This window comes from Micromonospora rubida (genome assembly GCF_009908295.1).
Lineage (GTDB): Bacteria > Actinomycetota > Actinomycetes > Mycobacteriales > Micromonosporaceae > Micromonospora > Micromonospora rubida.
This window is the reverse complement of sequence record NZ_JAAALO010000005.1, coordinates 262,657-277,811: the sequence shown is the minus strand read 5'-3', so window position 1 is coordinate 277,811 and position 15,155 is coordinate 262,657. Positions and strand designations below refer to the sequence as shown.

The following is a 15,155-nucleotide window of genomic DNA, read 5'->3' as shown; positions in this document are numbered from 1 at the left end:
GTGTGTTCCGGGCCCCCGTGCGCCCGTGATTTCCGTGCGTTCCGTGCTTCCGGCGGGCCCTGGCCCGGACACGACGGTGGCCGGGACGGAGCGCTCCGTCCCGGCCACCGCGTCGGGCCGCAGGTCAGTCCCGCGTGCCCTGCCGCACCGGACGCCGCCTGTGATCGGCGTCGGCGAGGCCGTCGGTGTGCTCCTGTTCCGCACCGTCGTCCCCGGCCGCGGCCGGGTCGACCTGCTTCGGGGCCGCCGGCCGCACGCCGCGCAGGATCAGCAGCGCGGCGACCGCGCCCACCGCCAGCGCCCCGGCGGCGATCAGGAACGCGTGGTCGTAGCCCCGGACGACGGCCAGGTCCTCGGCCACCCCGGTGGCCTGCTGCCCCCGCTGGTGGCTGAGCGCCAGAGAGACGAAGACGGTCAGCCCCAGGGCGCTGCCCATCTGCAACACGGTGGTGACGATGCCGGAGCCCAGCCCGGCGTCGGACTCGGAGACCTCGTGCAGGGCGGCGTTCTGCATGGCCGGGTTGGTCATGCCGAAGCCCAGCGCGGTCACCACCATGGCCGGCAGCAGGTCGGTCAGGTACGAGCTGTCGACCCCGATCCGGGTGAACAGGGCCACCCCGACCGCCGAGACGGCCAGGCCGGTGGCCAGGGTGGCCCGGGGACCCGCCTTCATGATCATCTTGGTGGAGAGGAACAGGCCGGGCATGAACGCCACGCAGAACGGCAGCCAGGCCAGCCCGCTGCGCAGCGGCGAGTAGCCCAGGATGTTCTGGGTGTAGAGCACGATCAGGAAGAACACTGCGGCCGAGCTGCTTGCCACGAAGACGGTGGCCACGTTCGCGGTGGCCCGTACCCGGTTGGCGAAGAAGCCCAGCGGCACCAGCGGCTGGGCCGCCCGCGACTCCACGACCACGAACAGGGCCAGGGCGACCACGCCCGCCAGCAGTGGGGTGAGCACGGCCGGGGAGTCCCAGCTGTGCCGGCCGGCGTTCAGCACGGCGTTGAGGATCGCGATCAGACCGCCGGTGACGAGCACCGCGCCCAGCCAGTCCGGCCGCCGCCGGCCCTGCGCCGGAGCCCTGCTCTCGTCGGCCAGCTTCGGCATGAGCAGCATCGGGATCACGGCGAGCGGGATGTTCACCAGGAACACCCACCGCCAGCTCGCCAGGTCGGTCAGCACCCCGGACAGCAGCACGCCGGCGGCGGAGCCCAGCCCCGCCAGGCCACCCCAGATGCCGAACGCCTTGGCCCGCTCCTTCGGGTCGGTGAAGAGCAGGGCCACCATGGACATCGCGGCCGGCGCGGACAGTGCCTCGGCGACGCCCTGCAACGACCGGCCGGCCAGCAGCACCTCGCTGTTCTGCGCCAGGCCGGCGGTCGCGGAGGCCACCGCGAAGAGGCCGGCGCCGATGCAGAACACCTTCCGGCGGCCGACCATGTCGGCGATCCGGCCGCCGAGCAGCAGCAGGCCGCCGGCGGTGATCAGGTAGGCGTTCACCACCCAGGTCAGCGTGGCCTCGGAAAAGCCGAGATCGCGCTGGATCGAGGGGAGAGCGACATTGACGATGGTGGCGTCCAGGAAAATGATGAACTGGACGAGTGCGAGCAGCGACAACGCTTTCCAGCGTCTCGGATCGGCCTTCGGCGGGTCCTGTTGCGGCATCGTGGCAGCCATTTCTGCCGCCTCCTTCCACATCCTTGGTCATGTACTCCGGCGGCTCCGACAAGGAGCCGTCGTCGGGGTCTCACATTTACCCAACGGCATGCGTCGGCATGTTCAGTCGACAACTTTTCAGCCCCCGGGTCCAACAACCGCCCGGTGCGTTTGACAACGATTGGTTGTCGCCTGAGGATGGCCTCATGGATCTCGACCTCGCGCTGGTACGAGCCTTCGTGACCACCGCCGAGGAACTGCATTTCGGCCGGGCCGGCGAGCGGCTCGGAATGTCCCAGCAGGCGCTGTCGAAGCGGATCCAGCGGCTGGAGGAGATCCTCGACCGGCCGCTGTTCGAACGGTCCACCCGCACCAGCGCGCTCACCGAGGCCGGCCGGCGGTTCCTGGGCCCCGCCCGGGATCTGCTGGCCGCCGGGGACGCGGCGGTGGCCGCGGTGCGGCGCCCGGCCACCCCGTTGCGGGTCGACGTGCTGCACGACCGGCTCGGCCCGGCCCGGCTCGTCGCGGCGGTGCTGGCCGGCAATCCCCGGCTGCGCCTGGAGATCAGCGCCCGCCGTGGGCTCTCCCTGGCGCTGCCGGCGCTGCGCCGGGCCGAGATCGACGCCGTCTTCGGCCGGGTCGCCGGGTTTTCGTCCCCCGCTGGCCTGGCGCACCGGCTGATCCGGCTGGAGCCCCTGGTGGCCGTCGTGGACGTTGGCCATCCGCTGGCCGGGCGCTCGGCGGTGCGCCCCACCGACCTGGTCGAGCACGGTGCCTGGGTGCCCAGCCCGGGCAGCGCCGTGGAGTGGGGGACGTACCTCCAGCTCTTCGCCGACCGGTTCGGCATCCCGCTCACCTTCGAGCAGGTCGACAACGTCGGCGCCGACGAGCTGCTGCGCCGCGGCCGGGCCGTGGGGCGGGTCTTCCTCTCCGCCGCCGACGTGGCCAACCCGAAGGCCGACGACCTGGTCACCCTGCCCCTGGTCGAGCCCCGCCCGGTCTACCCGTGGTCGCTGCTGTGGCGCGGCAGCGACCGCCGGCCCGTCCTGCACGACTTCGTCGACCTGCTGCACGACTACGGCGCGTTGGAGCGGTGGCGGGCCCACGACCTGGCCGACTGCTGGCTGCCCGACGAGGACCGGGAGGCCCTCGCCGACGGCTCGCCGGCCTTCGCCGACGACGCCCGCTGATCCGCCCGCTCGGGCCGGAGCCCCCGGTGACGCCGGCGGGGTCGGGGTCGGGGTCGGGCCGGCCGCGCCGCCGGGCACGGCTCAGCGGCTCCAGGATCGGGCGCGTCGGGACGCGCCGCGGGCCGGGCGCAGCGGTGCCGCGCCGCCGGCCGCCCGGGCCGACGCGGCCACCCGCCGACGGTGCGCGCCGGGCAGGTCGAGGGTCGAACGCCGGGTCGCCGGGTCGGCGGCGAGCTGCCCCACCGCCAGCCGGACGTCGTCGAGCAGGGCGGCGGCGGTGGCCTCGTCGAACAGGTCGGCGTTGAACTCCAGCCGCCCGGTCAGCGCCTCGGCGGTGTGCTCGGCGGTCAGCTCCAGGTCCAGCCGGACCGTCCCGTTCGGACAGCCGCGCACCTCCAGCCGGGTCCGCCCGCCGAGGTCGGCCCGGTCGCTGCCCGGCGGCAGGTTGCCCAGGTTGAACAGCACGTCGAACAGCGGGTTGCGGCTGGCGTCCCGGTCGCCCCGGACGGCCTCGGCGAGCTTGCTGAACGGCACGTCCTGACCGGCCACCCCGTCGAGCATCGCGTCGTTGGCCCGGGTCAGCACCTCGGCCAGGGTCGGGTCGCCGGCCAGGTCCACGCGCAGCGGCAGGGTGTTGGAGAACGGCCCGACCACGCCGTCCAGCTCCGGCCGTCCCCGCCCCGCCAGCGGGGCGCCGACCACGGCCGCGTCCGACCCGGCGTACGCCGCCACCACCAGCGCGTACGCGCCCAGCAGCACGGCGAACGGGGTGACCCGCAACCGGTCGGCGACGGCCGCCACGCCCTGCGCGGCGGCGGGGCCGAAGTCGAAGCGGAGCATCCCGCCACGGAAGGTCTGCGTGGCGCCCCGGGGCCGGTCGGTCGGCAGCTCCGCCGGGACCGGGCCGGCGAGCCGCTTCCGCCAGCTCTCCAGCAGCCGGTCCAGCGTCGGCCCGGCCAGCCGTTCCCGCTGCCAGCGGGCGACGTCGCGGAACTGCAACCGCGCCTCGGGCAGCTCGGGTTCCCGCCCGGCGCACCGGGCCCGGTACGCGGCGGCCAGCTCGGTGAGCAGGACGCCGAACGACCAGCCGTCGACCAGGGTGTGGTGGGCGATCCACGCCAGCGCGTGCCGGGTGGGGGAGATCCGCAGCAGCTCCAGCCGCAGCGGCGGACGGGCGGCCAGGTCGAACACGGTGCGGGACAGCTCGGCGATCCGGTCCTCGGCCGCCCGCTCCGGGTCGGGCGCGTCGCCCAGGTCGCGCACCGGCAGCTCCGGGTCGGCGTCGGTCACCTCCTGGGTCAACCGGCCGTCGGCGAGCACCAGCCGGCTGCGCAGCACGTCGTGCCGGCGGACCACGTCGCGGACTGCGGCACCCAGCGCGTCGGCGTCGACCGGCCCGGTGAGGTGAAAGGCGAACGACACGTTGTACGCCGGGACGCCCTGGGCGAGCTGGCTGACGAACCAGAGCTGCTCCTGCACGAACGACGCCGGCCCCCGCCCGGCCGGGCAGGACCCGGGGGTCAGCCGGGGCTCCTCCGCCCCGGCCGCGCCGCTGGCGGCACTCCGCACCTTGGCCAGCACCCTGGCCCGGTCATCCTCCGACATCGAGGCCAGTCGGCCCATCAGCGTCTTCATGACTCCTCCTCGCCCGACGGTGGTGGCCGGCACGCCCGGTAGGCCCGCCCGGGGCACGGTGGCCCCGACCCGGGCCGGCGCTCGGGCGGCGGCCGGTCGGTCGATCACCGTACGGGCGGCCGGTTACGCGCCGGTCGGCCTCGCGCGTAACCGGCGGCCAACCGGGCGGACCTAGCGTCGTCGGTGACCTTGGCGAACCATCACGAGCACACACCGGGAGCGGACAGTCATGACCAACGCGACCACCGGAGAAGACTTCTGGCGCGACTACCCGCTCGTCAGCGAGCGGTACCAGGCCGGCCTGCTGAGCGGGAGGGACTGGGACACCTGGCGGGGCAACCGGCTGCGCGCGGTGCTGCGGCACGTGACGGCCCGGTCGCCGTTCTACGCCCGGCACCTCGCCGGGGTCGACCTCGACACGATCACCCCCGACACCCTGGACCGGCTGCCCTTCACCACGAAGGACGACCTGCGCCGGGAGATGCACGGCGTGCTCAGCGGCACCCCCGCCGACGCGCTGATCTACTACGAGACCACCGGCACCACCGGGGCGTCCACGCCCTGCCCGCGCGACGCGAAGGACATCATGTCCAGCAACGTGCACGTGGAATGGGCGTGGCGGCGGATGTTCGACCACTACTTCGACGGCCGCCGTCCGGTGATCGGGCTGATGGGCCCGTCGGAGCTGTACGCCTTCGGCGACACCTTCGGCGACATCGCCCAGCGGCTCGGCGCCTGCCACGTCAAGATCTGGCCCGAGTCGCCCCGGGTGGGCTTCCGCAAGGCGCTGCGGCTGATCCGGGAACTCGACGTCGAGGTGCTCGTGGCCGCGCCGGCCCTCTGCCTGAACCTGGCCAAGGCAGCACTGCAGAACGGGCTCGACCCGGCAACCGACCTGCCCGTCAAGCTGTTCACCGTGCTGGGGGAGATCTGCACCCCGGCGTTCGGGGAGAACGTGCGCTCGATCTGGGGCGCGGACGTCCGCCCGGCCCTGTACGGGTCGCAGGAGGCCATGGCGATCGGCACCGGCTGCCACCTCGACCGGCTGCACATCTCCGGGCCGAACTACCTGGTGGAGGTGCTCGACCCGGACTCGGAGACCAGCCTCGGCCGGTACGGCACCGGCGAGCTGTGCCTGACCATGCTGGTCGACGGCATCAAGCCGCTGATCCGCTACCGCACCGGCGACCTCGTCACCGTCGCCCCGAACAGCTGCGGCTGCGGTGGGCCGGGCGACGTGGTGGAGGTGCTGGGCCGGGTCGCCGACCGGGTCGCCATCGGCGCCGGCCGGTACCGGCCCGCGCAGATCGAGTCGGCCGTGCTCGGCGGGCTGTCCCGCTGCCTCGGCTACCAGGTGGTCATCGACACCGCGCCCGACGGCGGCGACACCCTCACCGTCCACGTCGAACTGCTCGCCGACGGCGACGGCTCCCGGGACCGCGACGGGCTGTCCGCCCGGCTCACCGAGCGCTTCGGCGTGCCGGCCCGGGTGGTGGTCACCACCGAACTCGACCCGATCACCAACACCGGGGCGTTCGTGAGCTGGAAGGCCGCCCGGATCAGGGACAACCGGGACGGCTCCGACGACGACGTCGCCGCCGCCCGGGCCGCCGCCGGGGCGCACTCGCTGCGCAGCTGACCCGCTTTCCGACACGGTCCAGGCAAGGAGCAGCGATGACACTCGCACCAGCCCGACCGGACACCGTCGTTCCGGTCGCCACCGAACGCCACCGGGTCCGGGTCGCCGACCCCTTCGCCGCGTACCTCGCGCTGCGCCGGAGGTTCGGCGCCGAGCAGGTCTACCTGCTGGAGTCCCCGGCCGGCCCGGCCGGGGACACCCGCCACGCGTACGTCGGCTTCGGCGAGCTGCTGTCGGTCTCGGTGACCGGCCGCGAGGTCACCGTGACCGGCCGGCCCGCCCTGGCCGAGGCCGCCCGCCGCCGGGCCGCCGGGGTCGACGGGCTGGAGGAGGTGCTGCGCGTCGTCCACGAGCTGTTCGACGCCCCGGGCGAACCCGGCGACTTCTCCTTCGGCTTCCTGGCCTTCCTCGGGTACGACGCGGCGCGGCACTTCGAGCGGCTGCCGTACCTGATCGAGCGGGGGCCCCGGCTGCCGCACGCCTGCCTGGTGCTGCACCGGGGGCTGGTCCGCTTCGACCTGGTGGCGGGGACGGCCGAGTTGCTGCTGCACCGGTCCCCGCTGTGGCCCGACGACCCGGCGGACGCCCTGGTGGCGCTCCTCGACGCCGCCGCGCCGGAGCGGCCCGCTGACGCTGGGCCGTCGGCCGGTGACCCGTCGGCGGCCGAGGCGCCGATGCCGCCGTTCGTGGTCGACGACGACGTCGCCGAGGCCGACTACCACCGGACGGTCGACCGCTGCCTGGGGCACATCGCGGCCGGCGACATCTACCAGGTGCAGATCGGCCACGAGCTGACCATCCGCAGCGACGCCGACCCCGTCCGGGTGTACGAGCGGCTGCGCCGGCGCAACCCGTCGCCGTACATGTACCTGGCACCGTTGGCCGGGCAGACCGTCATCGGGGCCAGCCCGGAGCTGTTCGTGCGGGTCGAGGACGGCACGGCCACGATGCGGCCGATCGCCGGCACCGCCCCGCGCGCCGGCGATCCGGCGCGGGACCGGGCGGTCGGCGAGCGGCTGTCCACCGACCCCAAGGAGATCGCCGAGCACGTCATGCTGGTGGACCTGTGCCGCAACGACATCGGGCGGATCTGCCGGCCGGACACCCTGGCCGTCCCGGAGACCCTGGTCGTCGAGCGGTACTCGCACGTGCTGCACCTGGTCTCCACCGTCTCCGGCGAGGTGTCGCCGGAGCTGGACACCTACGACGTGCTCGCTGCGGTGTTCCCGGCCGGCACCATGACCGGGGCGCCGAAGATCCGGGCCATGGAGATCATCGAGTCGATGGAGGCGAGCCGCCGGGGCCTCTACGCGGGGGCGATCGGGCTGATCGGCACCGGCGGGCACGTCAACCTCGCCCTGTGTATCCGCACCGTGCTGCACGACGGGGAGAGCTACCACACGCGGGCGTCCGCCGGCGTGGTCGCCGACTCCCGGCCCGAGCGGGAGTGGCGGGAGACCCTGGCCAAGCTGAGCGCCGGCTACTGGGCGGTCACCGGAGAGGAACTGCTGTGAAGGTCCTGCTCGTCGACGCGTACGACAGCTTCGTGCACATCATCCGCCAGTATCTGCTCAGCGCCGGCATGGAGGCCGAGGTGGTGCGCTCTGACGCGATCGGCGTCGCCGACGTGCCGGGCACCGGCGCGGACGCCCTGCTGCTCGGTCCCGGCCCGGGGCATCCGGCCGAGAGCGGCCACGTCGAGCTGGTCGAGGCGTACGCCGGGCGGCTGCCCGTCTTCGGGGTCTGCCTCGGCCACCAGGCGATCGGGCTGGCCTTCGGCGCCCGGGTGCTGCGGGCCCGGCACCTGATGCACGGCAAGACCAGCGAGATCCGCCACGACGGCCGGGGGACCTTCGCCGACCTGCCCCGGCCGCTGACCGCCACCCGGTACCACTCGCTCATCGTGGACGGGGCCAGCCTCGACGGCACCGACCTGGTCGCCACCGCGCACGCCGCCGACGACGGGTACGTGATGGCGCTGCGGCACCGCCGGCTGCCGGTGGAGTCGGTGCAGTTCCACCCGGAGAGCGTCCGCACCCAGCACGGCCTGACCATGCTGACGAACTTCCTCACGGCAACCCGCCACCGAACCGCCACCCCGGCCTGACGGCCCCAGCCCCAGCGATCGGCAGGAGTCGCATCGCCCCTTACCCTACTTATCAGGTAGGGTAAGGGTGTTTACGGCTGTCGACGCCTTGCCCTTCTCCCACTCCCCTGGAGGCGTACGTGCCCTTCCCCAGCCGGACCGCCCTGCGCATCGGCGCGGCAGCGCTCACCGCCGCGCTCATCGGTCCGCTTCCGTCAGCATCCCCCTCCCGTGCGGCCGGGGAGTTCGGCCCACCGGCACCGCCGAACCCGGCGACGGCGCCCGCGGGCGGGGCCAGCACCCACGGAGACAGCGCGTCCAGCAAGACCTTCTCCGGCCCGGGGCCGGCGGGCAGCCCACTCAGCGTGTCCAGGGCGACGCTGCTGGCCGCCTGCCCCACCCTGTTGCACGGCGGGGACGGGCAGTTGCTGGGCCTGTGCACCGACATCATCGGCCAGGCCCCCGCACTGCACGTGCTCGACCCTGCCACCGGCAACTCCCTGGCCCGGCTCGCCATCGCCAAGGGCAGCCTGCTCGGCGGCGTCTACGCCTACCTGGACAGCGACGACCAGGTCGTGATCATCGACGGGAACCGTGACCTGCTCCGGATCGCGCACACCCGGGGACTGTTCGGCATCTGGAGCCTGCGGATCGTCGAGCGCACCCCGCTCGCCGCCGCCATCCAGGCCGACGACGCGGTGGTCGGCGTGCTGCCGGGCTACGACGGCCGGGTCTGGTTCGTCACCGGCGGCGGCACCGTCGGGGTGCACGACCCGGACGGCGGGGCGACGCACACCTACCGTCTCCCGGCCGGCGAGCGGATCGCCAACAGCATCTCGACCGTCCCGGGCCGGGTCGCGATCACCAGCGACCACGCCCTGTACCTGTTCGACGCCGACGCCGCCGGATCGCCCACCCCCCGCTGGCGGTACGCCTACGACCGGGGCCTCGGTCGCAAGCCGGGGCAGCTGAGCTGGGGCAGCGGCGCCACCCCGGTCTTCTTCGGCCCCACCTCCGGCACCGAGTACGTCGCCATCACCGACAACGCCGTGCCCCGGATGAACCTGGTGGTCGTCCGCGCCGACGGCGCAGCGGCGGGCCCGCAGGTGGTCTGCGTCCAGTCGCTGTTCGCGCGCCAGCCGGCCGGCGGCACCGAGAACGCGCCGGTGGCGGCGGGACGCAGCGTCTTCCTCACCAACACCTATGGCTACGACTACCCGGCGCTCCCGCCGGATGCCGGGCCGAGTGTGCCGCAGGACGCGCCGTTCACCGGCGGCCTGACCCGGGTCGACGTACGTGCCGACCGCTCTGGCTGTGACGTCCGCTGGGAGACCGACACCCGCTCGGCGGCCCTTCCCCGGCTCTCCACCGGAGACGGGAAGCTCTACACGGTCGCCCAGCAGGGCCCGCTCCGGACGGACCTCGACCCGTTCTACTTCGCCGCCGTGGACGCCCACACCGGCACGGTCACCGACCAGGCACTTCTCGGCGCGGCTCTGGTCAACCCGCTACAGACCGCCGGCACCGCCCTCAACCGGGTCTACTACCAGGGCACCCTGACCGGGGTGGTACGCGTCGCGCCAGGATCCTGATCCCGACAGCCGGAGCGACCCACCTCGCCCACCGGTTGTTCGGATCGCAACGGCTCGCCCGCCGGGGTGACCGCGCCCGCCCCCGGCCGGCGGTGACGCGAGCCGGCCGGGAGACCGTTCCCGGCCGGCTCGCGGTGGGACCGGCACCCTGGCCGGGGTGGGCTCCCGGTGGCTGGGCCGACCGTCGGCGGGTCGGGTGGGCGGGGGACGGTCAGAAAGGTGACGGGCCGGGTCAGTCCCGGGGGCGCAGCAGCCGGGGGCCGGTCGGGGCCTGTTCCGCCCGCCAGCCCGTGGCCAGCAGCGTGGTGTCGCCGCTCGGATCGGACGGGTCGGGCACCAGCCACTGCGCCGAGCGGACCGGGTCGGCGGCGGTCGCCTGACCCAGCCAGGCGGCGCCGACGTGGAGCCGGCCCGTCGGGGCGGGCCGCAGGTCGTCGTCGAGCACCTGCCAGCGGCCCACCGGCAGCGGCCCGACCGTCAGCGCGTCGACCGTGAGGGCCTCGACGAGCGGGGTGTCCACCGTCAGCGCGTCGGCCGTGAGCGCGTCGAGCGTCAGCGCGTCGGGCGGCGGCGGGGCCGGCGGCATGGGCGCGTTCCCGGTGACCGGGTCGAGAGAGACCTCGTCCCCGCGCAACAGCGGGCCCCACAGGGCGCCCTCGGCCGCCCCGGGCGCGACGAGTCCCGGGCCGCGCGCCTGCGGGGTCCCCGCCTGCGGGGCGGGGGAGGGGGCGGCCGTGGCCGACCGGCCGGCGACCACCAGGTGTCGGTGCGCCAGCACCAGGCCGCCGAGCGGGACGGTGCCGGTCACCACGTACGCCGGGTCGTCCGCCCGCACCGCGCGGGCCAGCGCCCGGCCGGTGGGGTCCCGGTGCCGCCAGGCCAGCACGGGTGCGGCGTGGCGGCGTTCCGACGCGGCCCACTCGGGCTCGCTGAGCACCAGGCGCAACCCGACGCGCGCCCCGCCCGTCGGGTGCCCGGCCGGCAGCGGCAGGTACGCGGCTCCGGTCTTGAGCACGGCGAGCCGCCCGACCACCGCGTCCACTCCGGCGCGCAGCCGCAGCCCCACGGTGTCGCCGGGCCGCACGCCGTGCTCGGCGAGCAGCCGGGCCAGGCCGCTGGACCGGCGGTCGAGGTCGCGAAAGCTCGTCCGGCGTCCCTCGTGGACGACCGCCGACGCGTCCGGAGCGTCGGCGGTCACCGAGGCCAGCAGGCCGGTCAGCGTCTGGGTCGCCGCGCCGGTCGGTGGCCGCGCCGTGGCGTTCGGCGGCGGCGGAGGGCCCCCGGCGGAACCGGCGGCGGACGCGCCACGGCCCCGGCTGAGCTCGCCGACCTGGGCGAGGCAGCGGGTGCGGCTGCCGATGAAGTGGGTGTCGGTCCAGCCCGTCGGCGTCGGGCGGGCGTGCGGCCACAGTGCGTACCGTCCGACGCGGTTGACGACGACGCGGAGGAACTGCGGTGCCATGGGCCGGCCTCCCGATCCTTCGTGAACCGGCCCGCCATATCCGTCACGGACCGGCTCCTGGGGATTGAGGGGGAAATGATACGGGCCGCCGGTTGCCTCCCGGTTACCCGCCGCCCGTCGTCCTCGCCACGTCCGATCGTGTCCGGCCCGGGACCTTCCCCGGGGACCGCCGCCGGCCGCCCGTAACCGGGGCCTAACCCGGGCTGCCTAGCGTCCGGCCGAGACGGAGAGACAGCGACCAGCCCAAGACCGAGAGACATCGACCAGCCAACGACATCCGGCGATCCGAGAGGAATCTCGTCGACTACCTGAAGGAGGCGGCCGTGCCCGACACCGCTGCGTGGGAGCGACATCTGCAGGACGTGCCGAGAGCGGTCAACCTGCCCGCCGACCGGACCACCGGGGCCCCGGACGCCGGGCCCGTCGTACGCGAGGTGCCGGGCGGGCCCTATCCGGCCGGGGATCTGCTCGCCGGGGTCGGCGCGCTGCTGTACCGCTACGGCGGCGAGCCCCGGCTGCTCGTCGGCCGGGCGGTCCCGGCGACCGGGCGGCTGCTCGCCGTCCAGCTCACCGTCGACGGGGGACAGACCGGCGCGGAGCTGCGCGACGCAGCCGCCCAGGCCGTGGTCGCCGCCGCCGACCTCGGCGAGGTCACCCATGCCGAGCTGGCCGAGCTGCGCGGCCTCGACCCGGCCGGCGGGCAATGCCCCTGCCACGCGGTGGTGACCGACGGGCCGCCCGAGCAGGCCGCCCCGGAGGCCGCCGAGCTGACCGTCACGACCACCGCCCAGGGACGTACCGCCCTCGTCGCCGATCCGCGCTTCGCCCCCGCCACCGTCGAGCGTCTCGCCGAGCACCTCGGCCGGCTGCTCACCGCCCTCGCCGGGGACGCCGACGTGCGCGTCGCCGAGCTGCCCCTGCTCGGCGCGGACGAGCGGGCGGCCATCCTGTACGACTGGAACGACACCGCGCGGGAGTTCCCGCCCGAGCAGTTCCCCGAGCTGGTCGCCCGGGTCGCCCGCGAGGCGCCCGAGCGCCCGGCCATCGTGTACGGCGACCGCGTCCTCAGCTACGGCGACCTCGACTCCGGGGCGAACCGCCTCGCCCAGCACCTCGCCGGCCTCGGCGTCGGCCGGGGCGACCGGGTCGGGGTCTGCCTGGAACGCTGCCCCGAGAGCATCCTCGCCCAGCTCGCCACGTTCCGGCTGGCCGCCACGGCGGTGCTGCTCGACCCCGAGTACCCGCAGGAGCGGCTGGAGTTCATGGTCGACGACTCGCGGGCCGCGGCCGTGCTGACCCGGGCCGGGCTGCGTGGCCGGCTCGGGGACGTGGCGTGCCCGGTGGTGCTGGTCGAGGGCGACGAGTGGCGGTCCGCCCCCGCCGTGGACCCCGGCTGCCCGGTGGCCGACGAGGAGGTCTGCCACATCGCGTACACCTCCGGTTCCACCGGCCGGCCGAAGGCGGTGCAGCTGCGCCACGGCCCACTGCGCAACACGGTGCACGTGCTGCGTGAGCAGTGCGGCCTGGCGCCGGGGCAGCGCGGCACCTGGCTCTGTTCGCCCGGCTTCGGCCTCGTCCAGGTCGACTGCTTCCCGATCCTGTCCGTCGGCGGCACCGTGCACATCCCGGAGCCGTCCGTCGCCGCGTCGCCGGAGCAACTGCGGGACTGGCTGGTCGAACAGCGGATCACCCAGTCGCTGGTGCTCACCGCGATGGCCGAGCGGCTGTGGCGGCTGGACTGGCCCGCCGACCCGGCGCTGCGCTGGATGCGCATCGCCGGTGAGCGGGTGCGCTCCTGGCCCGACCCGGCGCTGCCGTTCCGGGTGCTCAACGTCTACGGCTCGGCCGAGGCCACCGTGGTCGGCACCTGCGACCTGTCCGGCCTGGCCGCCGAGGCGCCCGAGGGCCGCCCCGACCGGATGCCGCCGGTCGGCCGCCCGGTGGCCAACGTCCGGGCGTACGTGCTGGACGCCAACCGCCAGCCGGTGCCGCCCGGGGTGCTCGGTGAGCTGTACATCTCGGGGGAGAGCCTGTCGCGCGGCTACCTCAACCGGCCGGAGGCCAACGGCACGAAGTTCCTGCCCAACGAGCTGCCCGGCGACCCCTACCCGGTGCTGTACCGCAGCGGCGACGTCGCCCGGTACTGGCCGGACGGCACCGTCGAGATCGTCGGCCGCACCGACAACGAGGTGAAGATCCGTGGCTACCGGGTGCACCTCGGCGAGATCGAGAGCGTCCTGGCCGAGCAGCCGGGGGTGCGTCAGTGCGCCGTGCTGGCCCGCGAGGACACCCCCGGGGAGCGTCGGCTGGTCGCGTACATCGAGCCGGACCGGGCCCGGCCGCCGGAGATGACAGCGGTCCGGGGCGCGCTGCGCAGGCTGCTGCCCACGTACATGCTGCCGGCCGCGTACGTCGTCGACGACCTGCCCACCACGGCCAACGGCAAGATCGACCGGGCGGTGCTGTCGCCCCCGCCGCGCACCCGTCCCGAGCTGGACACCCCGTACCGCGCCCCGCAGGGCCCGGCGCAGGAGCGGGTGGCCCGGATCTGGGCCGAGGTGCTCGACCTCGACGAGATCGGGGTCGACGACGACTTCTTCGAACTCGGCGGGGACTCGCTGCGGGCGATGCGGCTGCTGGCCCGGCTGCGCGACGAGGCGCAGCTGCGGTGGAAGATGTCCGAGCTGTTCCGTACGCCCACCGTGGCCGCCCTCGTCGACCGGGCCGGCGCCCGGCGGGCCCCGGCGGTCGTGGCGCACGACGAGGCGGGCCTGGTCGTGGCGCACGACGATGCGGGCCTGGTCGTGGCGCACGACGAGGCGGGCCGCCACGAGCCGTTCGGCCTCGACGCGGCCCAGGCCGCCCTGCTCGGCGGGCCGGGTGTGCGGTACGTGGAGTGGCGGCGCGACTGGCTCGACGTGGACCGGTTCGTCGCCGCGTGGCAGTGCCTGCTGCAACGGCAGGACGCCCTCCGGCTGGTCCTCGCCACCGACGGCACCCAGCGGGTCGCGGAGTTCGCGCCCGCCCCGCCGCCGGTGCTCGACCTGACCGGGGCAGGGGACGACGAGGCCGCCGACCGGCTCGACCTGGTCCGCGCCGAGCTGCTGGCCGAGCCGTTCGACCTGCGTCAGGGGCCGCCGCACCGGCTGCGGCTGACCCTGTTGCCCGACGACGTCGTCGCGGTTCACCTGGCCGTGCACCCGGCGGTCGCCGACGACCGCAGCCTCGACGAGGTGGTGCCCCGGCTGCTCGCCGCCGGCTACGAGGACCTGGACGGGCCGGCGCCCGAGGTGACCGTCCGGGATCTCCTCCGCGGTGGGGACTCGCCGTCCGCTGTGGACGGACCGTTCGGTGCCCCCGTCGCCCCCGACCCCGCCCGGCGGCAGAGCGCCATCGCCGACGGGTGGCGTGCCCTCACCGCCGCCGCCCGGCACGCCGGCACGACCCCGGACGAGCTGCTCGGCGAGCTGTCCGCCGGCGCGTACGCCGAGGTCACCGGCACCCCGGCGACCAGGCTGCCGGCCCCGGCAGGTGCCCCGGCGGTGGCCCGGGACGTCGTGGGCCCGCTCACCGGCGGGCCGGCGGTCTCCGGGCCGGTGGTCGCCGTACGTCTCCTGCCCGCCGACGACGGCGGCGAGGACTGGACGCCGGCGCGGCGGGCGAACCTGCTGCCCGGCGTGGCCGCCGACCTGACCGCCCGGGTCGACGGCGCCGGGCTGTGCCTGGACTGGACCTGCGAGCGCGCCGCCCTGGCCCCGGAGCTCCTCGACCGCGTCGACGCGGCCCTGCGCGCCCGGCTCGCCGCCCCGGCGGCCCTGCCCCCCGCCCCCGCCCCGGTCGGCGGCTGACCTCCTCCGGTGGCGGCGGCCCGTCCGTCGCCACCGCCCCGGACCACGC

At 75.2% G+C, this 15,155-nt stretch carries 9 protein-coding genes; 6 read left to right on the top strand and 3 right to left on the bottom strand.

Features of this window, described 5'->3' with window-relative positions:
* Positions 1-124: 124 nt before the first annotated feature.
* Complete coding sequence (locus GVV04_RS20435) at positions 125-1,675, bottom strand: MFS transporter (RefSeq protein ID WP_161689682.1); 1,551 nt, start codon at positions 1,673-1,675, stop codon at positions 125-127.
* 185 nt (positions 1,676-1,860) lie between these two features.
* On the opposite strand from GVV04_RS20435, the gene GVV04_RS20430 reads away from it, so the two are divergent.
* Complete coding sequence (locus GVV04_RS20430) at positions 1,861-2,844, top strand: LysR family transcriptional regulator (RefSeq protein WP_161689681.1); 984 nt, start codon at positions 1,861-1,863, stop codon at positions 2,842-2,844.
* An 81-nt stretch (positions 2,845-2,925) separates the two neighbouring features.
* On the opposite strand, the gene GVV04_RS20425 is transcribed toward GVV04_RS20430, so the two are convergent.
* Complete coding sequence (locus GVV04_RS20425; RefSeq protein WP_161689680.1) at positions 2,926-4,479, bottom strand: condensation domain-containing protein; 1,554 nt, start codon at positions 4,477-4,479, stop codon at positions 2,926-2,928.
* Between the two features lie 229 nt (positions 4,480-4,708).
* On the opposite strand from GVV04_RS20425, the gene GVV04_RS20420 reads away from it, so the two are divergent.
* From GVV04_RS20420 to GVV04_RS20405, 4 genes are all read left to right on the top strand, one after another.
* The gene (locus GVV04_RS20420; RefSeq protein WP_161689679.1) at positions 4,709-6,118 is read left to right on the top strand and encodes a phenylacetate--CoA ligase family protein; all 1,410 of its coding nucleotides are present in this window, start codon (positions 4,709-4,711) and stop codon (positions 6,116-6,118) included.
* Between the two features lie 35 nt (positions 6,119-6,153).
* On the top strand, positions 6,154-7,632 hold the full coding sequence (locus tag GVV04_RS20415) for an anthranilate synthase component I family protein (RefSeq protein ID WP_161689678.1): 1,479 nt from the start codon (positions 6,154-6,156) through the stop codon (positions 7,630-7,632).
* Positions 7,629-8,225 carry an anthranilate synthase component II gene (locus tag GVV04_RS20410; protein ID WP_161689677.1) on the top strand — a complete coding sequence of 199 codons (597 nt, stop codon included), beginning with the start codon at positions 7,629-7,631 and terminating at the stop codon, positions 8,223-8,225. The genes GVV04_RS20415 and GVV04_RS20410 overlap by 4 nt, the downstream gene beginning before the upstream one ends.
* Positions 8,226-8,344: 119 nt before the next feature.
* A complete protein-coding gene (locus GVV04_RS20405; RefSeq protein WP_161689676.1) occupies positions 8,345-9,796 on the top strand; it encodes an NHL repeat-containing protein in 1,452 nt (483 codons plus the stop codon).
* A 232-nt stretch (positions 9,797-10,028) separates the two neighbouring features.
* Here GVV04_RS20405 and GVV04_RS34015 read toward each other — a convergent pair whose 3' ends face one another.
* A complete protein-coding gene (locus tag GVV04_RS34015; RefSeq protein ID WP_161689675.1) occupies positions 10,029-11,258 on the bottom strand; it encodes an AMP-binding protein in 1,230 nt (409 codons plus the stop codon).
* 323 nt (positions 11,259-11,581) lie between these two features.
* Between GVV04_RS34015 and GVV04_RS20395 the strand changes: the two genes are divergently transcribed.
* Positions 11,582-15,106 carry a non-ribosomal peptide synthetase gene (locus GVV04_RS20395; protein ID WP_161689674.1) on the top strand — a complete coding sequence of 1,175 codons (3,525 nt, stop codon included), beginning with the start codon at positions 11,582-11,584 and terminating at the stop codon, positions 15,104-15,106.
* Positions 15,107-15,155 lie beyond the last annotated feature (49 nt).